Origin of the sequence: Periweissella cryptocerci, assembly GCF_004358325.1 — a bacterium.
In the GTDB taxonomy this organism is placed as follows: domain Bacteria; phylum Bacillota; class Bacilli; order Lactobacillales; family Lactobacillaceae; genus Periweissella; species Periweissella cryptocerci.
Window position 1 is genome coordinate 1,037,447 of the sequence record NZ_CP037940.1, and the last position, 22,531, is coordinate 1,059,977.

The 22,531-nt window shown below is 41.4% G+C and carries 23 protein-coding genes; 3 read left to right on the top strand and 20 right to left on the bottom strand.

What is annotated here, in order from left to right; all coding sequences use genetic code 11:
• Nucleotides 1-147 precede the first annotated feature (147 nt).
• From EQG49_RS04750 to EQG49_RS04790, 9 genes are all read right to left on the bottom strand, one after another.
• Nucleotides 148-1,524 carry an MATE family efflux transporter gene (locus EQG49_RS04750; protein ID WP_133362901.1) on the bottom strand — a complete coding sequence of 459 codons (1,377 nt, stop codon included), beginning with the start codon at nt 1,522-1,524 and terminating at the stop codon, nt 148-150.
• A gap of 88 nt (nt 1,525-1,612) precedes the next feature.
• Nucleotides 1,613-2,167, bottom strand: a complete 555-nt coding sequence (gene nusG / locus EQG49_RS04755; RefSeq protein ID WP_133362902.1) for a transcription termination/antitermination protein NusG — start codon at nt 2,165-2,167, stop codon at nt 1,613-1,615.
• A gap of 198 nt (nt 2,168-2,365) precedes the next feature.
• Entirely contained in the window at nt 2,366-2,536 is a 171-nt protein-coding gene (secE, locus tag EQG49_RS04760) for a preprotein translocase subunit SecE (RefSeq protein WP_133362903.1), read from the bottom strand.
• Between the two features lie 25 nt (nt 2,537-2,561).
• Entirely contained in the window at nt 2,562-2,711 is a 150-nt protein-coding gene (gene rpmG / locus EQG49_RS04765; protein WP_133362904.1) for a 50S ribosomal protein L33, read from the bottom strand.
• A 138-nt stretch (nt 2,712-2,849) separates the two neighbouring features.
• A complete protein-coding gene (locus EQG49_RS04770; protein ID WP_165964789.1) occupies nt 2,850-3,434 on the bottom strand; it encodes a sigma-70 family RNA polymerase sigma factor in 585 nt (194 codons plus the stop codon).
• 242 nt (nt 3,435-3,676) lie between these two features.
• A complete protein-coding gene (rlmB, locus tag EQG49_RS04775) occupies nt 3,677-4,582 on the bottom strand; it encodes a 23S rRNA (guanosine(2251)-2'-O)-methyltransferase RlmB (RefSeq protein ID WP_133362906.1) in 906 nt (301 codons plus the stop codon).
• On the bottom strand, nt 4,572-4,985 hold the full coding sequence (locus EQG49_RS04780; RefSeq protein WP_133362907.1) for a Mini-ribonuclease 3: 414 nt from the start codon (nt 4,983-4,985) through the stop codon (nt 4,572-4,574). The genes rlmB and EQG49_RS04780 overlap by 11 nt, the downstream gene beginning before the upstream one ends.
• A 42-nt stretch (nt 4,986-5,027) precedes the next feature.
• Entirely contained in the window at nt 5,028-6,440 is a 1,413-nt protein-coding gene (cysS, locus tag EQG49_RS04785) for a cysteine--tRNA ligase (RefSeq protein ID WP_133364529.1), read from the bottom strand.
• A 502-nt stretch (nt 6,441-6,942) separates the two neighbouring features.
• Nucleotides 6,943-8,754, bottom strand: coding sequence for a leucine-rich repeat domain-containing protein (locus EQG49_RS04790; RefSeq protein WP_165964790.1), 1,812 nt, complete (start codon nt 8,752-8,754; stop codon nt 6,943-6,945).
• 825 nt (nt 8,755-9,579) lie between these two features.
• Here EQG49_RS04790 and EQG49_RS04795 point away from each other — a divergent pair.
• Nucleotides 9,580-10,887: an ISL3 family transposase gene (locus tag EQG49_RS04795; protein ID WP_133362909.1), complete on the top strand. Its 1,308-nt coding sequence runs from the start codon at nt 9,580-9,582 to the stop codon at nt 10,885-10,887.
• Nucleotides 10,888-11,014: 127 nt separating this feature from the next.
• On the opposite strand, the gene gltX is transcribed toward EQG49_RS04795, so the two are convergent.
• The 4 genes from gltX to EQG49_RS04815 all read right to left on the bottom strand — a co-directional run bounded on the left by gltX (nt 11,015) and on the right by EQG49_RS04815 (nt 16,031).
• Nucleotides 11,015-12,511, bottom strand: coding sequence for a glutamate--tRNA ligase (gene gltX, locus EQG49_RS04800; protein ID WP_165964791.1), 1,497 nt, complete (start codon nt 12,509-12,511; stop codon nt 11,015-11,017).
• Nucleotides 12,512-12,685: 174 nt separating this feature from the next.
• Nucleotides 12,686-13,816: a PIN/TRAM domain-containing protein gene (locus tag EQG49_RS04805; RefSeq protein WP_133362911.1), complete on the bottom strand. Its 1,131-nt coding sequence runs from the start codon at nt 13,814-13,816 to the stop codon at nt 12,686-12,688.
• Between the two features lie 218 nt (nt 13,817-14,034).
• The gene (gene radA, locus EQG49_RS04810) at nt 14,035-15,471 is read right to left on the bottom strand and encodes a DNA repair protein RadA (protein ID WP_133362912.1); all 1,437 of its coding nucleotides are present in this window, start codon (nt 15,469-15,471) and stop codon (nt 14,035-14,037) included.
• Between the two features lie 23 nt (nt 15,472-15,494).
• Nucleotides 15,495-16,031, bottom strand: a complete 537-nt coding sequence (locus tag EQG49_RS04815) for a dCTP deaminase/dUTPase family protein (protein ID WP_133362913.1) — start codon at nt 16,029-16,031, stop codon at nt 15,495-15,497.
• Between the two features lie 204 nt (nt 16,032-16,235).
• Here EQG49_RS04815 and EQG49_RS04820 point away from each other — a divergent pair, with 204 nt between their 5' ends.
• Both EQG49_RS04820 and rpiA read left to right on the top strand, forming a co-directional pair.
• Nucleotides 16,236-16,517, top strand: coding sequence for a GNAT family N-acetyltransferase (locus EQG49_RS04820; RefSeq protein WP_133362914.1), 282 nt, complete (start codon nt 16,236-16,238; stop codon nt 16,515-16,517).
• Between the two features lie 98 nt (nt 16,518-16,615).
• The gene (gene rpiA / locus EQG49_RS04825; protein ID WP_133362915.1) at nt 16,616-17,299 is read left to right on the top strand and encodes a ribose-5-phosphate isomerase RpiA; all 684 of its coding nucleotides are present in this window, start codon (nt 16,616-16,618) and stop codon (nt 17,297-17,299) included.
• A gap of 119 nt (nt 17,300-17,418) precedes the next feature.
• On the opposite strand, the gene EQG49_RS04830 is transcribed toward rpiA, so the two are convergent.
• The 7 genes from EQG49_RS04830 to EQG49_RS04860 form a co-directional block, all read right to left on the bottom strand.
• Complete coding sequence (locus EQG49_RS04830; protein WP_133362916.1) at nt 17,419-17,700, bottom strand: hypothetical protein; 282 nt, start codon at nt 17,698-17,700, stop codon at nt 17,419-17,421.
• Nucleotides 17,701-17,898: 198 nt separating this feature from the next.
• Nucleotides 17,899-18,372, bottom strand: a complete 474-nt coding sequence (locus EQG49_RS04835) for an SMI1/KNR4 family protein (RefSeq protein ID WP_133362917.1) — start codon at nt 18,370-18,372, stop codon at nt 17,899-17,901.
• Between the two features lie 18 nt (nt 18,373-18,390).
• A complete protein-coding gene (locus EQG49_RS04840) occupies nt 18,391-19,065 on the bottom strand; it encodes a T6SS immunity protein Tdi1 domain-containing protein (protein WP_207668559.1) in 675 nt (224 codons plus the stop codon).
• 51 nt (nt 19,066-19,116) lie between these two features.
• Nucleotides 19,117-19,614: a hypothetical protein gene (locus EQG49_RS04845; protein WP_133362918.1), complete on the bottom strand. Its 498-nt coding sequence runs from the start codon at nt 19,612-19,614 to the stop codon at nt 19,117-19,119.
• 46 nt (nt 19,615-19,660) lie between these two features.
• Entirely contained in the window at nt 19,661-20,056 is a 396-nt protein-coding gene (locus EQG49_RS04850) for an immunity protein YezG family protein (RefSeq protein WP_133362919.1), read from the bottom strand.
• 571 nt (nt 20,057-20,627) lie between these two features.
• Entirely contained in the window at nt 20,628-21,761 is a 1,134-nt protein-coding gene (locus EQG49_RS04855; RefSeq protein ID WP_133362920.1) for an ATP-grasp domain-containing protein, read from the bottom strand.
• 95 nt (nt 21,762-21,856) lie between these two features.
• Nucleotides 21,857-22,522: a glycoside hydrolase family 73 protein gene (locus tag EQG49_RS04860; RefSeq protein WP_133362921.1), complete on the bottom strand. Its 666-nt coding sequence runs from the start codon at nt 22,520-22,522 to the stop codon at nt 21,857-21,859.
• Nucleotides 22,523-22,531 lie beyond the last annotated feature (9 nt).

A 22,531-nucleotide genomic window follows, 5' to 3' on the forward strand; every position in this document is an offset into this window, starting at 1 on the left:
CATATGCCCCATTTGAAGCATACTTGAGTATAATAGCACCAAAGGCGACTAAGTACAAGAACTTAGCCGCCTTTTGCGTAAAAAATATTCATTTGCTTTGTCTCAACGCCTGACTCTGCGCTCAGAATCATCATTTGTGACTGGAGTTTAGCTTTCTACTGTAGCCTTGGAGTCGCGATAATCTTCCATCCCCTGTAACGTCTTCATTTCACGCATCAAACGCACATATGGAATTCCCATCACCAGCACAGAAGCCGTCCATGATAACGGATTCGAGAGCATTGCCCCAAAGTAGCCCAAGATTGGTACTAAGAACAAGCCACCAAACGTCCGGGCAATTAATTCACCAACCCCTGAAGCAGTCGGCACGATACTGTTCCCTGTTCCTTGTAAAACATTGCGCCAAATGAACAAAATCGCTAACAAGGCATACGTGACCCCAACAACGTTGAAGTACGTTTGCGCCATCGTCGAGATTTGCGCGTTCCCACCATTTTCAATAAATAGGCTGACCAAGTGATCGGCGAAGAAAATTTCCAACGCCCCAATAACAAATGAAATTAGAATTACGACCACCGTAATCTGTTTGGCACCAGTAATAATCCGGCTAAATTTACGGGCACCGTAGTTTTGGGCGGTATACGTCGCCATTGCCGTCCCAAATGACAAGAAAATCAACACGGCAAATTGGTCAATTTTCGAGGCAGCGGTCGTTGCGGCCACGGCATCGGTACCTAACTCGTTAATCGCCATTTGTAAGATGACCGAACCAATCGCAATGATTGATGATTGGAGAGCAACTGGATAACCGACTCGGACGTGTTCCCAAATCCGACTACCAACCATTTTAAAGTCCGCCCACTTAATTGCCAAAACTGGTAGGTGCTTAGGAATCCAAGCAATTAACAATACGGCTGAGACGATTTGTGAAATAACCGTCGCATACCCAGCTCCTTCGACCCCCATGTGAAAGACCAGGATAAACCAGAGTTCTAAGATTACGTTGAGGACTTGGCCGACCACTAAGAAAATCAGCGGCGTGCGCGAGTCACCGACTGCCCGGTAGACATTGGCCAACAAATTGTACGCCATTTGGGCAAACGTCCCCGCAAAAATAATATAAATAAACAAATAAGCATCTTCATAAATATCGGCAGGAGTGCGCATAACATGCAAAATATTTGGTAAAAATTTTAACGCTAAAATCGTCACAAATATCGACGTAATCAAACTAATCACAATCCCCATCGCAAAACTCTTTTTGACCCCATCTAAATCTTTGGCCCCAAATTTTTGCGCGGTAATAATAGCTAACCCAACGGTCAAACCGTTAGCAAATCCTAAAACTAAAAATTGCAGGGCACCCGTCAAGCCAACGGCGGCCAAGGGTTTCACCCCTAACGTCTGGCCAACAATTAAAGTGTCCGAGAAACTGTACATTTGCTGAAAGAAATTCCCAATGAGTAACGGAATCGAAAACAGCATAATCTTTTTTAATGGTGAGCCGGTTGTTAAATCAATCATTCATATCGCTCCCTGTTTTGTAGAAAAAAGGACCTTGACCATCAGCTCAGTCAAAGCCCTTCATTTATATTTACAATAATTCTAAAACTTAAAACGTTTCAACCTTATCAACATCATCGTATGACATTTCGGTAGGTGTTTCACGTCCGAAGACTTCAACCGTCACGTTCAACAATTGCTTTTCATCGTCGGCAGAGGTAACAACCCCTTCCATACCAGCAAATGGTCCGGCCACAATCTTAACGGTTTCGCCTTCAGCAATTTCGATTTTTTCTTCACGGCGTGCAGAAATTCCCATCCGGCTCATCAAGTTATCAACTTCTTCAGGCAAGAGTGGTGTTGGCTTTGAACCACCACCGTGGGAACCAACGAACCCAGTCACACCAGGCGTGTTCCGCACAACGAACCAAGCTTCATCACTCATCACCATTTCAACCAAGGCGTAACCTGGGAAATCATTTTCGATGACTGTTTTTTCTTCACCATCTTTAACAGTTGTCACTTCGTTTTCAGGCACGACAACGCGGAAGATGTAATCTGTCATGTTCATTGTTTCAATCCGTGATTCAAGGTTTGCTTTAACCTTGTTTTCGTAACCTGAATAAGTGTGCAACACGTACCATTGTTTTTCGATCGAATCCATTGTGTTCTCCCTTGTCTGATGTTTCAATGTGATTAAATATTTAAATTGGCGCTTGTTGGTGCACTGCATGTAATGCTTGAGTTGCTGGGTTCGCAGTTACCAAGCGTGCCAAATGTAACAAAAAAAACCTCGTAGCCACGAAGTTTTCCCAAACACTAGTCTAATTATAGCAAACTAGGCGCTTAACGCAAATTATTTTTACTTAGAAAGTAAAGTAATTCCACCTTGAGCCAACCAGTCAATTGCACCTAAGAAAAGGGCAAAAAAGATTGAAGTGCCAATAACCGTGATTGAATCTTTACGGTTTTGCTTAGCGGTTGGCCAAGTGACAATCTTCATTTCTGCGATAACACTCTTTAAAAATTTCATCTATCTACTCCATCGTTGTAATATCTTAACGAGTTTCGCGGTGCAACGTGTGTTGTCCACAAAACTTACAAAATTTCTTAACTTCTAAACGTTCTGTTCGGTTAGGATTCGCAGCGATTGTGTAGTTACGTGAACCACAGACACTACAAGCTAACGCGATTTTTCTTTGGGCCATCTGGCAAACCTCCTAAATGATTCTTAAATTACTGACTAAAGGATTCTACTTGGGCCGGCAACCCGGCACCGCATAAAAAACTTTACTTGGAGTCACAGTGACCCTGCCCTGTAAATGAATTCTTATTCTAGATTACCATTATTTGAGATACTGTTCAAGCTTTTTCCTGACCCGAGTTCGCGCCCGACTCATCTGCATCAGGGTTTTCTGGTCATTATTTGCACTTTCTCGCCCACTCAAAATATCATGATACGCTGTCCGTTCCAGTTCACTATTCAAGCAATAGCCAAATTCCGTCAACGTTTCACGGAGCTCAAGTAAGTTATCAGCCTGATATAAATTACTATAAAATACCCGTTTTTGTAGATATTCATGGTCATGCTCAGCATCTAACAACTCACAATTTTCACGGTAAAAAATGGCCTTTTGGGTTTGCTGGTGGCGCCAATGATCTAACAACCGATGTTGCAGCATCCGTTTGAGATACGCCCCAAACGTTTGCCGATACCCAACCGCTTTAAATTTTTGCAAGCAATCAAACAAGCCCAAACGCATTTCTTGTTGCAATTCATCCACAGTAAAATTCAAATTATAAAACTTTTTGTGCAACCGATAAAATAGCGGTTTAAAACGATTACACAACTCGACAAATCCCAGCTCATCATGCTCATGTTGCAGAGCAATGACCAATGTTGTCGTATCCATTTGTTCAAAATCCAGCATCCCCATATTCCTCCATCGTTCGTTAGCTTCAGTACATTCAGCATCGTGTGCGAAACAGTTAACTAACGCGCACGCCTTTCTGAACTTACAATAACGGACAATTTCGTTGTCAAAAATCAAACATTCATTTACAAAACGCGAACAAAATATAAAAAAACACCGCGCACCTGTCAGCTGACAAGTAAGCGGTGTTCGTATTATAAATTAGCTTATTAAGCAAATATTTTATTAGTTATACCGGCTTAAAATGGGTGACGCGTTGAGAAACCTTGGTAAATTAACAATGAAGCAGCTACTGAGGCATTCAATGATTGTACGTGACCGATCATTGGGATCGTCAACATTTCATCAACTGACTTTTTCAAAAGTTGTGAAACACCCTTACCTTCATTGCCGATGATCAATGCAACTGGGCCTTTAGCGTCCCACTTACGGTAATCAGTTCCGTTCATGTCGGTGCCAAAAATCCAGAGACCCTTTTTCTTCAAGTCTTCCACCGCCGCAACAAGGTTCGTAACACGGGCCACTGGGACGTGTTCAATTGCACCCGTTGAAGTCTTCGCAACGGTCGCCGTTAATTGCACTGCGCGGCGCTTTGGAATGATAATTCCGTGCACCCCAGCTGCATCAGCGGTCCGCATGATTGAACCCAAGTTGTGGGGATCTTCAATTGAATCAAGAATCAAGAAGAATGGGGCTTCGTCTTTAGCCGCTGCGGCTGCAAACATGTCATCAATTGAAGCATACTTGAATGCTGCCACTGACAAGACTACCCCTTGGTGATTTTGATTATCACTCAAATCATCCAATTTACTCTTGGGCGCTGATTGGATAACCAAACCTTTTTCCTTCGCCAAGTCCATGATTTCTTTCATGGCATCCGCGCGCATTCCTTCTTGTAACCAAACTTTATTAATTTCTTGGTCTGATTTCAAAGCTTCGATAGCGGGGTGGCGACCAATGACAAAGTCACCCAATGGTGCAGGCACACCACTTTCATCACGAACTGGCCGATCAGTACGCAACTTAGCATCGCGCCGGGGGCGGTCATCGCGTTTCGCCCGATCAGTCCGAGGCTTGTCATCACGCTTTGGACGACGTGGTTTGTTATCGCGATTTCCGCGTGGCTTTTCGTAATTACTTGGCATTATTTAATGTCCTTCCTGCTTCAACTTGTTCAATACACCAATTAGCTAAAAAATTCAGTCGATCTTCTTGCCGACTTAAATAGAGATAGCCAAACAAAGCTTCAATTCCAGTTGAGGTCCGATAAGTGACCACATCAGTGTTTTTGGCACCAGTGTGTGACTTAGCATTCCGACCACGACGGAAATAATTTTGTTCTTCTTCACTTAAAATATCATCTGCTTCCATCAAAGCATACAACGCTGCGTGCGCCTTGGCTGACACATAGCGGGTTGCCGTGTGGTGCAAGTGGGTTGGTTTGACCATCCCCTTATCCAGCAAATGTTCACGGACGAACACTTCATAGATTGCATCACCCATATAAGCTAACGCAATCCCATTCATTTGTTTATAATCAGCTGTCATTCATTACTTCTTTCTACTTCGCTACAAAATACTCATTAATAATTATTCACGGTGCCAGCGGGTACCTGCAGCTGTGTCTTCAACAACAATCCCGCTGGTGCGCAATTGTTCGCGAATTTCATCAGCACGTTGGTAATTTTTAGTTGCCTTGGCAGCATCGCGTTCGGCAATTAATTCGTCAATTGAGGCATCTGATTCAACTTCCGTAGGTGCAACTTCAACCCCAAGCACCTTTAACATTGCGGCAAATTCTTGCAACGCTACTTGCGCTGAAGGTGCTGAAACTTGGGTTGCTTCTGCAGTGACATTCAAGACCGTCGCAAAATCAGCAATCGCACTCATCGCATTGGCAACATTAAAGTCATCATCCATCGCTTCAATAAATGCCATCTTGTGGGTTTCTACCGCTTGGTCAAGTTCAACGTCATTGACTTCCATCCCTGATTTAATCCGGAATTCCAGGTTACGGTAGGCTGTTTCCAAACGCTTCAAAATATTTTCAGCATCTTGTAACGCTGTGTGGGTATAGGCGATTGGGCGCCGGTATTGCGTTGTCGCCATCATCAAACGGAGTACTTGTGGATCAACTTCTTTGATAATGTCGTGGACTGTGACAAAATTTCCCAGTGATTTTGACATTTTTTCGTTATCATCACCAACAGTCACAAAACCATTGTGCAACCAGTAGTTCGCAAAGGTTTGACCAGTGTGGGCTTCTGATTGGGCGATTTCATTAGTATGGTGTGGGAATGCTAAATCTTGGCCACCACCATGAATATCAATCGTGTTGCCTAGGTATTTGGTCGCCATTACTGAACATTCGATGTGCCAGCCCGGACGTCCAGGTCCCCATGGTGAATCCCACGTAATTGCAATTTCAGGATCAGCACCCTTCCAAACCGCAAAATCAACGGGATCTTCCTTGCGTGCGAGTTCGCCATCATCAATCCGGTCAGAAGCACCAGTTTCCAAATCATCAAGACTTTGGTGCGCTAAATGGCCGTAATTGGGGAACTTACGCGCCCGAAAATAAACATCGCCAGCAGATTCATAAGCAAAGCCTTTAGCTACCAAATCTTTAACAAATTCAATAATATCTTGAATGTGATCAGTGGCTAATGGCCGCACCGTGGCATCCTTAATGTTCAACGGCGCCGTATCTTCATGGAACGCTTTTTCAAAACGCGTTGATAATTCCTTTTCAGAAATTCCTTCCGCCTTCGCAGCTTTGATGATTTTGTCATCAACATCTGTAAAGTTAGAAACATAATTCACTTTGTAGCCAGTATATTCAAAATACCGACGAATTGTATCAAAGGCAATCGCTGAACGCGCATTCCCAATGTGGATGTAGTTGTAGACGGTTGGTCCACAAACGTACATGTTCACAATTCCTTCGGTGATGGGGTGAAAGTCTTCTTTCTCCCGAGTCATGGTATTAAAGACGCGTAACATCACTATCTCCTTAATCATTTTTGACGTGTGTGACAATCCAATAGTTGTCATCATAGATACCCTAATAATATCACACAATCAGTCATTCACGAAAAAAAGTAACCCCTCGCTGAGTTACTTCTAAAAGTTGTGACTAAATTTTTTCTAGCGTGGAATTTGGATGTGTGTCTCAGATTGATTCCCACTACGAGGCTGGAACCAGTCTGGACACCGTGATGGAAGACAAGCATTTGAAGCCACAGTGCGGTCTTCAAATGTTTGCGAAGCTTGGCTCGCTAACGCGGTAACCATCTTCACAAATCCATAATCAGTAACGAAACCCGTTACTGATTATGCCATCACGGTGCGAGCTAAAGTCCAGCCTGTTTCCAGCCTCTTCGTTAGTTTGAGCAGGCAATCTGACTAGTAATCCTTGTCGCTGCAAGTTTAGCGGTAATCAATAATTTCACGCTTATCTAGCGGCGTGACTTTATTCAATCCCACGCCAAACTAATGTACCTAATTATTGCACTTTAATCTTCTTCACGGTTGTGGTGCCTAAACCGTTTTCGTGCGTATTTTTAACCACCAACTTCAGTTTCGCGTTGTTAGCGTACTTTTGCTTCAACTTAAATTTAACGGTTTGGTTCTTGGCATTTTTGGCGAGTTTGATCGTCTTGATGACCTTCTTGCCCTTGTAAACCTTGATTGTAGCACCCTTCTTAGCGGTAACTTTCCCTGCTACTTGTTGCTTCTTAATTACAAATTGCGTAGCAGTAACTTTTGGCGAAACCACAACTTTACGGGTCGTAGTACCTGTTTGGTGCACGACCATGGCTTCATCCGCACGACTAACGCTAAATTTAATTTTTTGATTTTTCTTTAGCTTTTGTTTGTACGTTAACTTGAATTTACCGTTTTTGACCTTCGTTTTCCCGATTTGCTTACCATTTACGGTTGCTGTGACGGTGGCACCATTTGCTTTTTGCCCCTTAACTTGGCCTTGAGCGTATTTGTGCAAATGATAGGTTTTTGTGGTTGCTAACTTCACGCTGTACTTATTAACTGTCGTTTTAGCTAAGGCGTTGTTCAATTGTGCTGTCAATTGCACTAATTGATCATAGTTTGCGCTGTTCGCTTTCAATGCATTCTTCAATGCAGTCCGGGCTTTAGCGACGTTGGTCTTACCATCCCCGTCCTTCACCGTTTCCTTGTTGACGGCCGCATTTGCTTGCTTAGTAACTTCAGTTTTATAATTATTAACGGCAGTTGTTAGTGCTGCTAACAGATTAGCAACTTGACTGTATTGGCCGCTATTTTTGGCTGCATTCAGCGCATTAATTGCATTGACGACGGCCGGATCTTTAAGGCCCCCAGTCCCAACAATGAGCCCTGCAGCAGCAATTGCTTGGCTGACATTTTGTGTTGCAACGGCTTGCTTAAGCAACAATTCTTGTTTAAATTGGGCAAATTCAATCGCATTAGCTGCATTTCCCGCTACAATTGGCTTAGTTGGCACTCCTAACTTACTTGCCAAGTCATTAATGCCATTTTCCCAGCCAGTCACTTTATCCCAATCAGCCTTAACGTTACAATCCGGTTTTAGGGCCTGTAACGCATCAAAATTAGTCACATTATTATTTTCAATGTACAAGTCTGCTAAATTAAAATCACCAACAAATGCATCAACAGCAATCTCAGTAAGCCCATTACCATTTAAATGAATGTGCGCCAGCTGCTTCATTCCCTGGAAAGCTTTTCCCTTAATTGCTGTGATAGCGTGTGGTGCACCTTGATCCGCATGCATATCAAGCACGCGTAAGTTTACTAAATTCTTGATACCAGTTAAATCAGTGATTCCCAGTCCGTTTTGTCTCGTCAGTGGCAATTGCACAATCAATGCCAAGACATCCTTAACCGCATTAACATCATCTGAAGTGTCTAATAAATCATAGTAGCCACTCCCTTGTTCATCACGTTGCCAAAGGAACCCACCATTATAGTTTGGATTTTCAGTCCCTGGTCCGTTCACAGTTACGTTACCATCTGCATCAATCGTAATTTGGGGATCCCAGAGCGGTCCTTTATCACTATCAACAAAACCATACGCATAAATTGCCGCGCGTAATTGTGCATCTGGAATCAATTGCGCAAAGGCCTTACCTTCACCAATATTAGTTGCGTTAGTCGCGATTTTATTATTTTGTTTTGTAATTGTCATTTCAGTTCGCACTAAGTCTGCGGTATGAGCTGCAAGTGCTGTTACCGGGGTTACAGCCGTTGAAACAACCAAAGCCGATGCAAGACCGAAAGCCGCAAGTGTTTTATTTTTCATGTCAGTGTCCTCATAATTCATTTCGTTAATATTCTAATACCAATTATCGCAATAAAATTTGAAGATTTTTAGGATGAGCCCTTCAACCTTGTGCCCCTTACGCACACCCTGATTCACCGCTAAAGCACGCGCCCATTATGCATAATTTTTTCACCGAAAAATAACAAAAAAGTCATGTTCACTCACCGTTTCCAGTGACTAAACATGACTTTAATTGGCAATTGGCTCGGCCGTCAAATTACTTCTTGGCTTCTTCCTTTGCAGCTTCGGCTTCGATCTTCTTGGCATCTGCTGCCAACTTGGCAAATCCACTGTGTTTTTCTGACATAATAATACTTCCCTTCTTTGTTCCGTTAATTTGAAATACATCGCATCATTGGAAACATCGAAAGAGTCGATTGTAGCTCTTTTAGTGCCCCATAAGTATGTTATAGTCCTCTTGCTTTTATTTTTCAAGGGTTCGGGTTAAAAAAATACCTTTCATGCCGACTTTTTAACGGAGCGTGAGATTGTCATTTCCGTACTTTTCAATCATCGAATTACTAAGGTTCTATTGTCAGCGTTATTTTTCCCATGTTACTGCGGTCTGAGGTTGGTAACTGTTTTTTACTAGTTTGAGCATTATTTCTAACTAACGAAGTGGCCAATTTTATGTAATCCCACGTCAGACGAAAAAAGGGCTGTATTTTTTTTAGCGTGGGATTTCAATATCTCACGCTTTTTTGGTATTCAAATTTCACAAACTTTTCCCAAAATAAAAAGACATACATCGTCTTTCCTTGTTATTCTGAAGTTCTCACACAAACAGAAAAGGAAATACGACATATGCCCACTAATAATTCTATCTTACGTGCCACTGGATTAACAGACCCAAATTTCAATTTTCACATTACTGATGATGGTGAGTTCAACTATCTTACTCAGAATGACAAACATGATTACGCAACCCTTAATTACGCCGCTACGCTTGATGTTATGCCTGAATGTTGCCCTTACTGTGCTCATCCAAGTTTGTATCGCCATTCCACGGAATATTCGGTTCACGTATTGCCTTCCACAAACGGTTATCATCAAGTCCTACATCTCGACAAAAAACGTTATAAGTGTAACGGCTGCGCCCGTACTGTTGTCGCCCAATCCCATGATTTACGGGACAATTCTAAAATTACACGCCCTTTATTGCTTCAAATACTCGACCTCGCACGATTTGATATCTCAGCCAAGTTGATTTCATATATCCTCAAACTATCACACACTAAGATTCATAAACTTCTCAACGCCACAGCTGACCGTTACCGGCCAAACTATGACAAACAACTCACCCAGTTTATTTGTATTGATGAAGTTCAATACATGAAAAATCGCTACGGCTTCGAAATGATCAATGGCTCGAATTCTGATTTTATCGAGATTTTCCCAGAGCGCACGAACGCTAAAGTTAGGGGCTATTTGGCGAATTTCTCGTTAAAAAATCGTAAATGTGTGAAACTTGTGGTCACTGATATGAACGCCAACTATCAAACTGTTGTCCGGCGGATGTTTCCTAACGCACAGGTCGTTATCGACCGCTTTCATACTGTCCAACTGGCGATGAAAGCCGTTCAATCTGTCCGAACTGGGTACCAAAACACTGTCGACAACCGTACTCGAATCTACAAAATTCTCAAGTCCAACTGGAAACTTTTCTTAACCAACGAGTCAAAGTATGATATTTTCGCATCGCGCTGGTTCAAAGGCATTAATCAATACGCTTTCACCATCGACATCCTTGATGAGGTCTATACCCAATGCCCAAACTTGGGCATTGCTTGCGAAATCTATCAGCTTATTTTACGGGCCGTAAACAGCCGCAAGGAAGATGAATTCGTTGCGCTACTTAAAAACTATAAAACTACTGGCACGCCCATGGATACTGTCATAAAAACTTATAAGAAATACAGACGTGGCATCATTGAATCGTTTAGAGTTAAAGCCAGTAACGGGCGTATTGAGGGCATTAATCGGCGCATTAAACAAATGAAACGGACTGCCTATGGTTACGCTAAACCCGCTAACTTCTTCCATCGGATTCGTCTCCAATTATTAAATAAACACGTTTTAACATCACAATTTACTAAATTGATGACAGAATAAAACCCCGAAATCCGTTAAGATTCCAGGGTTATTTCACAAGCTTAATTTCGCCCAACCCACGTCAGACGGAATAGAGCCGAAAAAAGCCCAGAACCAATTAAGATTCTGAGCTTTGCCTTGTTAATTATTAAGCTTTAAGTTCGCTGATTATCTTATCAAGACGGGCAACGACAGTGTCGCGACCAATCAATTCTAAGACTTCTGGCAATGCTGGTCCGTGCATTTCGTGTGAAGTTGCAATCCGGATTGGCATGAAGAGTTTACGACCCTTGATACCAGTTTCCTTTTGGACAGCTTTGATTTCAGGCGCGATTGCAGCGGCAACGAAAAATTCGAGGGCTTGGGCGTGATCACGGAATGCTGAAAGCACCTTGATTACGTCGTCAGTATCAACCAATTCTTCCTTAGCTTCGTCGTTAAGTTCTGGCATTTCAAAGAACGTATCCTTTGAGAATTCCACGATTTGGTTGGTGAATGACATTTGATCCTTGTAGAGTTCTGTCATGCGGTGCAACCAAGTCAACTTTTCAGCGTCCAAGTCAGCTGGGGTGATTAAGTCCGCCGCAGCCAATTGGTGCAAGATTGAAGGCATAATATCGTCAGTTGAAATCTTCTTCAACCATTGGTTATTAACCCATTCAAGTTTCTTACCATCAAACTTAGCTGGTGATTTTGAGAGACGTTCAGAATCAAACATCTTAACGAATTCCTTCAAGCTAAAGATTTCGTCTTCCCCAACTGGTGACCAGCCAAGCAAGATAATGAAGTTAACCATCGCATCAGGCAAGTAACCGAGTTCACGGTATTGTTCGATGAATTGGAGCACTGATTCGTCACGCTTAGAAAGCTTCTTACCAGTTTCCGTGTTGATGATTAAAGTCATGTGACCAAACTTAGGCACATCCCAACCAAATGCTTCATAGATCATCATTTGCTTAGGCGTGTTTGAGATGTGGTCATCACCACGAAGGACGTCTGAGATTTCCATCATGTGGTCATCAACAACAACGGCAAAGTTGTATGTTGGCATTCCATCACGCTTTTGGATAACCCAGTCACCACCGACTTGTTCCGCACCGATTTCGATGTGGCCTTTGACGATATCTTCCCAGCCGTAAACCTTACCAACTGGAACCTTGAAACGAACAACTGGTGTCAATCCAGCGGCCTTAGCTTCAGCAATTTTAGCTTCGCGTTCTTCATCAGTCATACCCGCAAATTCGTAAATGTAGCGTGGTGTTTCACCAGCTTCAATTTGACGTTCACGTTCAGCAGACAATTCGTCTTCTGTTTTGTATGATTCATATGCCAAACCACGATCCAACAAATTTTGGATTAATGGCTTGTAGATTTCTAAACGTTCTGATTGACGGTATGGACCAACGTCACCAGGCTTATCAGGACCTTCATCCCAATCAAGACCGAGCCACTTCAAGTTGTCAAGCTGGCTCCGTTCACCATCCGCAATGTTCCGTTTCTGGTCGGTATCTTCAATCCGAATAATGAACTTTCCCTTGTTGTGACGCGCATAGAGATAGTTGAACAATGCTGTCCGAGCATTTCCGATGTGGAGGTGCCCAGTTGGACTTGGGGCATAACGCACCCGAAGCTTCTTATTTGCCAAGTTTCTAGCCTCTTTCATGATTTTTTTACGTTTTAGTACGTACTAATGGAATAATACAACAAAAACGCCCGCATTTAAAGTGCGAGCGCTCATTATATGGGAACTTATTTAATTGGTCAATCAAAATTTACCTAATTACACCATGACACAAGTCAATCAGGCGATTCACCACATTTAGTTCTTTGGTTTATCAATCGGTTTGGTTGAGTGCGTTGGTTTGGCGAAAATCATGCGGCCAGCATCCGTTTGTAATGCTGACGTGACCACCACTTCAATCGTTTTGTTCATGAAGTATTGCCCATCTTCAACTACGACCATCGTACCATCATCCAAGTAGGCTACCCCTTGTTGTCGCTCGGTTCCCTTTTTAACGACCATCGCATTCATCGTTTCACCAGGTAAGACGCGCGGACGTAGAGCCCCCACCAATTCATTAATATTGAAAATTTCAACATTTTGGAAAGTCGTAACTTTATTTAAGTTAAAATCATTGGTTACTAAAACTGCATCCAAATCCTTCGCCAGTTGCACTAGCTTTTCATCAACTTCCTTAATATCTTCGTAATCGCCATCGTACATTTCAATTGGGATAATTTTTTCTTCACGTAATTTGTTCAAAATATCTAAACCACGACGCCCGCGGACCCGTTTAATTGAGTCGGCCGAATCGGCAATATATTGAATTTCATACAAGACAAAATTAGGTACTAACAGCGTTCCTTCAACAAATCCTGTCTTAACCAAATCGTAAATACGACCATCAATCAAGATATTTGTATCCAAAATTTTGTAGTGGTGATAGTTGGGTTCTTGATTCAAATCACCAACTAGCTCACCTTCATGGGCGGGCTCGACTTTCGCGCGTGTCCGATTAAATGCTGGAATTAATTTCTTCCATTCTTCAATCCGCGTCGTCCCTAGCCGGAAACCTAAATACCCTAAAATTAACATTAATAAAATGGGAATCACGGTATTAACCAGCAAGATTTTTGAATTAACAAATAGACTTGAGATTAAGACGGCAATTAACATCCCCAAAATCGTCGTGACACTACCAATTAATAACGTCAGTGGATTCTTCGTTGATAAGTATTTTTCAACATCAGATAACATACTGTCAATAATATCAACGAAGTAAAATGACACGAATAATAGCAAAAGCGCGCCAATAATAAAGTCAGTAATGTTGTTATCGATGAAGAACATTTTGTTCCAGTGTAATAGTTCCCAAAGACTTGGTAAGACAAGTAGCCCCAAAGATCCACCTACCAGCGCAAAAGCTGCTTGAATAATTCGTTTACGCATACAATTTGTTCCTCTCTTTTCAATTCATCATTTGGCAATCTCAATAAACAGATATACCTAATCTATATTGTGCAACATTTCATAAACTTATGCGTGCTTTTTGACTCATTTTGGATAATCTTAATAAATTCATTCTACTTTTACTCTATTAAGGTTTGTGTGGATAATTCCTTATCCTCTAACTAGATTAAAAATTCAACCTAGCGTAACTACTAGAATTACTCGTTTTCTTGGCTAATCCGATATGGGTTCGTTTTGTTTCTAGCTTTGTAATCATTGCCATCTTCATCAAAGGCGCGCCGTAATGCTTCACTGATTGTTGCGACCCCAACGACTTGAATTTTGCCTTTGGGATTCCAGCCCTTCAGATTGTTTTCAGGAATGAACACGCGTTTGAAGCCTAGTTTTTCGGCTTCTGCGACCCGTTCTTCGATACGACTAACGCGGCGAATTTCACCTGTTAAACCAATTTCACCGATGAACGCATCCCCCATCTTCGTTTCCTTATCACGATATGATGAGGCCACGGCCACAGCAATCGCCAAATCAATGGCGGGTTCATCCAGTTTTACACCACCAGCTGCTTTCAAATACGCATCTTGGTTTTGCAGTAGCATGTTCGCACGTTTTTCGAGGACCGCCATAATTAACGATACCCGATTACGATCAAGTCCTGACGCCGTCCGCTGAGCATTACCAAATACCGACGGCGTAATCAGTGCCTGCATTTCAACTAAAATTGGCCGTGTTCCTTCCATTGAAACCACGATTGCCGAACCAGTTGCCCCATCAATTCGTTCTTCCAAGAAGATTTCTGATGGGTTATCAACTTCGTTCAGCCCATTCGTTTTCATCTCAAAAATCCCAAGTTCATTTGTCGAGCCAAACCGATTTTTGACTGCCCGTAAAATCCGGTACGAGTGGTGCATGTCACCTTCAAAATACAGCACCGTGTCCACCATGTGTTCGAGCATTTTAGGACCCGCAATTGCGCCGTCCTTGGTCACGTGCCCGACAATGAAAATTGTAATCCCATTCGTCTTGGCAATCTGTAATAATTCCGCGGTTACTTCACGAATTTGTGATACGGAACCGACCGCAGAAGTAATATCTGGTTCTTGCATGGTTTGGACGGAATCAATTATTACGTAATCTGGTTTTAATTCTTCAATTTGCTTCCGGATTAAACTCATATCCGTTTCTGGGTACAAGTAGAAATCAGTACCACCAACGCCTAAGCGATCAGCGCGCATCTTGATTTGGACGGCACTTTCTTCACCAGAAACATACAGGACCAACCCACCAGTTTTTGCTAGTTGCCCAGATACTTGTAGTAGCAAAGTTGATTTACCAATCCCAGGATCACCACCGATTAAAATCATTGAACCAGGAACAACCCCACCGCCTAAGACGCGGTTAAGTTCCCCAAGTTCAACTTTTACCCGTGGTTGATCTTGCACTGCGACTTTGTCAATTTTTTCAACTTTGGCTAATTGGCCAGTCAAACTAACCCGGCTCTTACGATCAACTACATCTGGTTGAATTTTTTCTTCAACTAACGTGCCCCATTCACCACAGTTAGGACACCGTCCTAGATACTTAGGTGAGTTGTAGCCACAGTTAGAACAAATAAATTGTGTTTTTACTTTTGCCATTTTAATCCCCTTAACGTGTGTGGCTAGTTAATCCCCGTTGAGCCAAAACCACTTGTCCGCTCTTGCTTGGCCGTATCAGCATCACCGTCGGCTAGCAAGAATGGCATGAAGATTCCTTGACCAATCCGTTCGCCCTTTTTTACGGTAATATCGGTCAAACCCCAGTTAATCATTTGCACAAAGATTTCACCTTCGTTGCTCGAATTATTGTAGTAGTCCGCATCAATAATTCCCACCCCATTTGGTAAGATTAAGCTGCGTTTCAATGGGTTACTTGAGCGGTTCGCAATCATCAAGTATTCATTTTCGTCCATATAAGCTTTAATCCCCGTTGGAATCAATAAGGGCTTAATAATTTTTTGTGCTTTTACCAAATCATCAGCGTCGACTTCATTTTCATGTTTTAATGCCCAGAGGACTTTGAGAAAACCAAGTTTCCAAATTGAAGGCAACTTAAAGTCGACTGCCGCTTGAAAATCATAACCTGCGGCGCGAGTCGTTGCGCGACTTGGCAAATCTAGTGCTTGATATTTACTTACTACTTCAAATCCACGTGTCATTTTGTACTCCTTCAAAGATTCCATTTTATTTTGCGAGTTTAATAATTCATTATAACAATATCTTGCTCAAAAATGATAATGACCTTAATTCAAAGTAAAAACATATTTTTCCGATATAATGTATTTATACAGTACCGAACCAATATTAAACGAAAATCAACCACTATGATTATTATATTGAAAGAAACTACGAGGTGCATCATCATGGAATTTATTATCGAACCAGGCCGTTTATCAAACACTGCTGCCGATGGCACATTAATGGCGGAAATCCTTTTTCCAGCCATCAACGACGGGCAAACTTGGTCAATTGATCACACTTACGTCAATCCTGACTTACGGGGACAAGGCGTGGCCGGTCAAATGTTAGCTAAAGTCGTTGAACTGGCAACCGCCCAAGGCAAAACATTAAAACCCGTTTGTTCATACGCGCGCAAAGCCTTTTTCACGAACCCCAAATATCAAAAATTGGAAGTTCATGCATAAAAATTTTTACATTAAATAATGCGTGAACAGCCCCAAGTAAAACGTTTTATGATATTATTTAAACAATCATTTAATTACCCCAAAGGAGTTATCTAATCATGGATCAAAATGAATTAAAGAAACAAGTCGGCTATAAGGCCGCTGAATTTGTCGAAGACGGTATGACCGTTGGTTTAGGAACTGGCTCAACGGTTAAGTTCTTAGTCGATGCCTTGGGCGAACGCGTCCAAAACGAAGGCTTGAAGATTGTTGGTGTTCCAACCTCTGACCGTACGCGTGAACAAGCCTTGTCACTTGGCATCACCGTTAAAGGCATTGATGAAGTTGATCACATCGATTTAACGATTGATGGTGCCGACGAAATCGATAATAACTTCCAAGGTATTAAGGGTGGCGGTGCCGCTCACCTTTGGGAAAAAATTGTCGCAATTAACTCAACTAAAAACATGTGGATTGTTGACGCTTCTAAGATGGTTGATACCCTTGGTAAGTTCCCATTGCCATTGGAAGTTATCCCTTATGGTTCCGGTCAACTTATCAAGAAGTTGGACAAGATGGGCTTGAAGCCTGAACTCCGTAAGCGCGATGGTGAAATCGTCTTAACTGATTCAAAAAACTACGTGATTGACTTGCACTTAGACGCTATCGAAGACCCTCACGATTTGGAAAAAGAATTGATCCAAATGGTTGGTGTAGTTGAACAAGGTTTCTTCTTAGACCTTGTTAACACCGTCATCGTTGGCCGCGAAGAAGGTCCCCAAGTGATTGATAACATCCGTTAATTTGTAACGAATATACATCGAAAAGCACCCGTAATTATTTCACTCACAATGAGTAGGATAATTACGGGTGCTTTTTTCATTTTATCGGTACTGACCATTCAATTAGTGCTCTTAAAATATTACTCTTTTGCACTAAAAAGCATTTTTGACCATTTTGGAATTCGCCACCCAAGAATCAGTCCCGCAGCTACAAGTATTACCACAGTGGCAACAACCCACGAATTCACCTTTTGATTGATTATCATTGCATATACAAGTACGCAACCAAATATAACGAGCGTTAACGCTAATACTACGTCAAGTAGATACAGCAAAAATGACAGCATTGCAAAAAATTTATTTTGTCTTTTCTGCACAAAATAATAAAACAAATCATCTAAATATATAAATAGTGAGTCCATATTAATTTTCTCCAAAATCAAATTAAAATTCGCGAAGATTCCACTAGCCATATTTTTTTACACTGCTATGAAGAAACCTCATTTCTGTTTAATTGTTAATGATTTGCATTAGTTCAATAACTTATTCCCTATCAATTGCTTTAGTAATATGCGTGCCATTACCAGTAGCGCCGAATTATTTAAACTCTAAGTAAAATTTTATGCTTCAAGATCTTCAGCTAAATCTAAAAGAAATGCACCAAAGTTTTCAGCAACTATTGGATATGACTGCTCTGAATCATCCAAATCTGGTAGGCATACAACAACTTTTGGTTCTCCGAAAGTATTCAATTTAGAAAAATCAAGTGCATAGTATTCACCCATGGTAGTATCGTGAATTGGAAGTAAATCACCTCGTATTTGAGATTCCAGGCGTTCATTTAACGTAAACCAAACAACGTTAGGTACACCCGCGTCAATGAAATTGTCTGTAGTTAATCCATAAATTTCAATGCCTTCAATGACAGCCGTACCAAAATCAAGCGTAAATTGTCTATAATCAGGTGGGAAATTTAGATGTAATGCTTTCTCAGCCTTTCTAAGTAGTTCTTCTGATTGTGTTATAAACGTGAAAAATCCTTCCGAATGTGTATCAAGTTTTTTTTTCGCACTTGTATATTCTTGTAAACTCATTATTTTTCTCCGTCGAACTTAAAACAAACCAAAGAATTTCTTTTTCTTAGGTTCAGAATCAACCTTATGTTCGATTGGCTGATTGTCTACTTCCAATTCATCCGTACTAGGTTCATCGGTATCAAACACAGGTCCACCATGAAATGCTGAAATCAGTGCGATATGCGCCATTAGGTCAACTTTTTGTAATGACTCAATGCTATCATGTCCACCTAAAACTAATAACGGAGTATACCCAAATGCTTCATCGTAGGCTGGTTCACCTTGTTGTTTGACTGCTTCAAAGTACGGCGTAGCTAGTAACTCCTCATTGCGTTGAAATACGTCCTCATTGATAATATCTTCAAAAAAGAATTCCAAATTACGCGTGGCTAATCCTTTGAACTCTCCATTTCGAAACATCACTAAATATGCGTAACCATTAGCTTCTGCTGCTTGTGGCTCTTCCCACGTTATCACATCTGCTAGCCCCGTAGTAAATATCACATTCCCTTTACTAAAAAAAGGTGCAGCTTCATCTAATACATCCGTGTACTCATCCGGATTAACAGTTTTGAGGTAACCACTATAAAAACTCCCAAAACCATAATTTTCCCACACTTCAATTAATTCAAAAGGTAAAATATTCCGATATTTTTCAATCGTCTCCTTGGGAACATCAGACTCTTTTTTAAAATCTTTTAATTCAATCATAAAAGCCCCTAACCAACTGTTAATTGTAACTTTATTCTACATTAGTTAAATTTAGAATAAACCAAAGAACTTACTTTTTTTACCATTTGTTTCAGTATCACCTTTTTCCCCAGAATCTGCATATTTAATCAACGCCCCTGCGGTTTTATTGTTCGGGTTACCTTGAATTACTTCACGTGCGACTGCGGTTGCTTCATTAAGTGATACTAACATTTCGGGCAATTCATAAAAATACAATAGATCTTCTTTGTAGTGTAAATTATTAGGCTCTAATGCAATTGCTTTTCGAATATGCCTTAATCCAACTTGATATGCCCCACTTTCTTCAGATAACGAAAATGTGACAATTCCCATTGCCGCGGCATGTAATTCAGCTGTTTCTTTTTTCTCAATTAATTCTTCCACAAAAAATAACATTGAAACCGAGTTGTCCAGATCAACTGACTTATTGAGCATTTCAATTAATTCAACATTATCCATCTTTATCGCAATCTCAATTGCTTCGTCAAAATCTTCCTGAATTAACTTTTTAAAATCATTTGCCTGCATTTTTACTCCTTATTATGGGTGAGCATGGTGTTTACACGCTTTCATTTTACAAATTCATCAACCGTGTCTCCATATTTTGCAAAGCACCGTAAATAAAATCAACATTAAATTTCCCGTCTGGGGTTAACGACATTTTTATTTGATCCCACGGAGCTTGCTTATTATCAATGAACTCACGATACATCTTCACTATTATAGTATCCATATTGTCTATATGTTTATCATATTCCGCTTCTGAAACGTTATAAATGTCAGGAATATCATTTGAACGAATGAAATTATTATTTCCATTCTTTTCTTTAAAGTAAAAAATGGAAGCTGTACTCTTCTCCTGTGATTCTACCTCACCTAAATAATGTACTTCTGTCCAATCCTTAGGAATCGTAATAATTACTTCGTTACTCAATTCATTGTATAAAGGTGCCAGTTCATTTTCTAACATAGTTATCTATCGTCCCTTTATATAATTTAACATTAACACCGGACAAGCCATAACCCAAAACCACAAAAAAGGCTGCCATTCACATTTACAAAAACGTTGATATGACAGCCTTTTAACTTCAATCTTTCTTGTTTCTATTTATTCCAGCGTGGAATTGTCATTTCTGTACTTTTCAGGTATCGAATTACTGAGGCTCCATTATCAGTGCTTTTTCCATACTATTGAGGTCTGTGGTTGTTAACTCTTTTCACTAGTTGGAGCATTATAACTAACGGAGTGGCTGGAAATTGCTTGGCGGGCGTAGCCTTTACACCGCGACTGGGGGAATATGTGTGCAGCACATATTTCCGCTGAGGGTAAGATGAGGAGTCTTAGGAATTTATTCCTTAGACTCCCAGCTTATCCGAACCGACCAAGACCGCACTTTGGCTTGGGAGGCCGCTTCCAGCGTGGTGCGCCAAGTAATTTCCAGACACATAGTGGCCAATTTTATTCAATCCCACGTCAGACAGAATTGAGCAAAAAAACAGTGCTCAACCAATTAAGGTTGGACACTGTTTTTCAGTATATTTTAATCAGTTTTCTTCCCAATAATCCCAGTTGCATCAATTTGTTCAAGTAATGAACGCAGATCCGTTCCAGTCGCAACAAAGTGCCCTTTAGCAGTTTGTAATGAATGGCCGGCATTATGGTAGAACGTAAAGTGCCAGTTATCCTTAATTAGCCATTGTGTCCGTAACGTGTCGTCATCAATCTCATTGAACGGTACTAGCACAGCGGGTGATGATGCCGTTACCAATGATAATGGCAATCCCGCAATTGCACGGATGTGTTGTTCATACACTGATAAGTTCGTCACTTGGGTAAAGATTGCGCTTGGGCGGCTCAAAGTTGCAACCATCCGTTTGGTAATCAAGTTACCACTTTCCGTGAGGTAGAAATCAACTTCGTAAGCACCGCGATAGTTCAAAACATTCCCTAACACTTCAGCGACCCGTTGCATTTCAAATTCAACTTCGTCAGCCAATTTAACTGGAGTCATCGTTTCGATCAATTGCTTATTCTTGAAAATGTTTTCCACAATCGGAAACATTTGAATTTTACCGTCAATTCCTTTTGCAGCCACGACGGAAAATTCACGAATATTGTGTAGCCAAGACTCGACGATGAACGTTCCAGTGTCAATCAAATCCGCCACCCGGCCAATCGATGCTGGTCCTTCAATCACGCGTTCGCGACCATGATCAAAAGTCTTCTGAATGGGCTTTAACGCCACTGGATAGCCTAATCGAACCGCCGACGTCACCACATCATCTAAGTCAATCGCTGATGAATATGGTAAAACGTTGATGTTATTTTCTTCCAACAAAGTCCGTTCCATCAGGCGATCCATCGTGATATCAAGCGCTTCAGTACCTTGTGGTAAGTTTGTGTACTGTTGCAAAAACGAGAGCGTCTCGCTAGGAACATCTTGACTTTCGTACGTAACAAAATCAACACTTTCCGCAAATGCCCGCAGCTGTTCCCAATTATAAAAATTCCCCGTAAACCGTAAATCGGCTAAGTGCAGAATTTCTGATTGTGCTTCAGGGCTATACGCTGCAACGCGAAAACCCATTTGCCGGGCAGTTTGCGCAAGCATGGGGCCATTAATTCCTTCCCCAATGATACCTAGTGTTTGTCCTGGATAAAATTGTGTTGCCATCACCGGCCTCCTTTAACGTGTTAGTGTCTGCGAATCAGCACGACCTAAAAATACTTTGTCCGTGCCATCAATTCGTCACCGCCTAAAACACTGTCCTATCGACTAGTATCGAAACGATCCAAGCGGTAAGTTTTTATAATATTAATTATCCGACTTGCATACTCAGGGTCCGTGGCATAACCAGCCTTCACTAGGGCGTTAGCCGCATCCACGTAGTTTTTCGCATGTAAGACATAATAGTAACGTTGAGGATTTTCAAGCGTGCCCCGCGTCATCAAAAGTGTATGATCCAGCATTGATTGCTGCCAACTATCATAAACACGAAATGGCGCTTGAACAGTCACCCATTGATTATTTTCAAATTCCGCAGTGGGCATTTTAACCGATTTTTGTGTTGGCCCCGCTTTGACCCCATAGAAATTATGGTATTTTGACGATAATTCGCTGTTGTTCCAATTTGACTCATGCGCCGCTTGGGCTAATGAGATACTTGCTAATATACCATACTTTTGTTGCAACTCCTGAGCATATGGCGCCATTGAGTTTAACCAATTCATCCGGCGTTCATATTGCAGCTCACTTGCCGTTTTTGTTGGCGGCGCAGGTTGACTGCTTAAATCGGAAATAAACACTGCTAAGGCAAATATCAAAACCGCAACTAAGAAAGTGTTGAAGCGTCGCAAATGACCATTTTTAACAAAAAAGTTTTTCAACCATTGGCGATTGCGCCGTTTTTTTCGGCGCTTTTTCTTAGCTACCATGCTTGTTAT

Excerpts from the sequence above, each read along its gene's own strand:
- EQG49_RS04815 (WP_133362913.1), bottom strand. The coding sequence starts at position 16,031 with ATGACACGTGGATTTGAAGTAGTAAGTAAATATCAAGCACTAGATTTG.
- EQG49_RS04855 (WP_133362920.1), bottom strand. The coding sequence starts at position 21,761 with ATGGCAACACAATTTTATCCAGGACAAACACTAGGTATCATTGGGGAA.
- rlmB (WP_133362906.1), bottom strand. The coding sequence starts at position 4,582 with ATGCCAAGTAATTACGAAAAGCCACGCGGAAATCGCGATAACAAACCA.
- EQG49_RS04860 (WP_133362921.1), bottom strand. The coding sequence starts at position 22,522 with ATGGTAGCTAAGAAAAAGCGCCGAAAAAAACGGCGCAATCGCCAATGG.
- EQG49_RS04835 (WP_133362917.1), bottom strand. The coding sequence starts at position 18,372 with ATGAGTTTACAAGAATATACAAGTGCGAAAAAAAAACTTGATACACAT.
- EQG49_RS04830 (WP_133362916.1), bottom strand. The coding sequence starts at position 17,700 with ATGGACTCACTATTTATATATTTAGATGATTTGTTTTATTATTTTGTG.
- EQG49_RS04750 (WP_133362901.1), bottom strand. The coding sequence starts at position 1,524 with ATGATTGATTTAACAACCGGCTCACCATTAAAAAAGATTATGCTGTTT.
- EQG49_RS04820 (WP_133362914.1), top strand. The coding sequence starts at position 16,236 with ATGGAATTTATTATCGAACCAGGCCGTTTATCAAACACTGCTGCCGAT.
- EQG49_RS04795 (WP_133362909.1), top strand. The coding sequence starts at position 9,580 with ATGCCCACTAATAATTCTATCTTACGTGCCACTGGATTAACAGACCCA.
- EQG49_RS04770 (WP_165964789.1), bottom strand. The coding sequence starts at position 3,434 with ATGCTGGATTTTGAACAAATGGATACGACAACATTGGTCATTGCTCTG.
- EQG49_RS04790 (WP_165964790.1), bottom strand. The coding sequence starts at position 8,754 with ATGAAAAATAAAACACTTGCGGCTTTCGGTCTTGCATCGGCTTTGGTT.
- EQG49_RS04780 (WP_133362907.1), bottom strand. The coding sequence starts at position 4,985 with ATGACAGCTGATTATAAACAAATGAATGGGATTGCGTTAGCTTATATG.
- EQG49_RS04850 (WP_133362919.1), bottom strand. The coding sequence starts at position 20,056 with ATGTTAGAAAATGAACTGGCACCTTTATACAATGAATTGAGTAACGAA.
- radA (WP_133362912.1), bottom strand. The coding sequence starts at position 15,471 with ATGGCAAAAGTAAAAACACAATTTATTTGTTCTAACTGTGGCTACAAC.
- EQG49_RS04840 (WP_207668559.1), bottom strand. The coding sequence starts at position 19,065 with ATGATTGAATTAAAAGATTTTAAAAAAGAGTCTGATGTTCCCAAGGAG.
- rpmG (WP_133362904.1), bottom strand. The coding sequence starts at position 2,711 with ATGGCCCAAAGAAAAATCGCGTTAGCTTGTAGTGTCTGTGGTTCACGT.
- nusG (WP_133362902.1), bottom strand. The coding sequence starts at position 2,167 with ATGGATTCGATCGAAAAACAATGGTACGTGTTGCACACTTATTCAGGT.
- EQG49_RS04845 (WP_133362918.1), bottom strand. The coding sequence starts at position 19,614 with ATGCAGGCAAATGATTTTAAAAAGTTAATTCAGGAAGATTTTGACGAA.
- EQG49_RS04805 (WP_133362911.1), bottom strand. The coding sequence starts at position 13,816 with ATGCGTAAACGAATTATTCAAGCAGCTTTTGCGCTGGTAGGTGGATCT.
- rpiA (WP_133362915.1), top strand. The coding sequence starts at position 16,616 with ATGGATCAAAATGAATTAAAGAAACAAGTCGGCTATAAGGCCGCTGAA.
- cysS (WP_133364529.1), bottom strand. The coding sequence starts at position 6,440 with ATGTTACGCGTCTTTAATACCATGACTCGGGAGAAAGAAGACTTTCAC.
- secE (WP_133362903.1), bottom strand. The coding sequence starts at position 2,536 with ATGAAATTTTTAAAGAGTGTTATCGCAGAAATGAAGATTGTCACTTGG.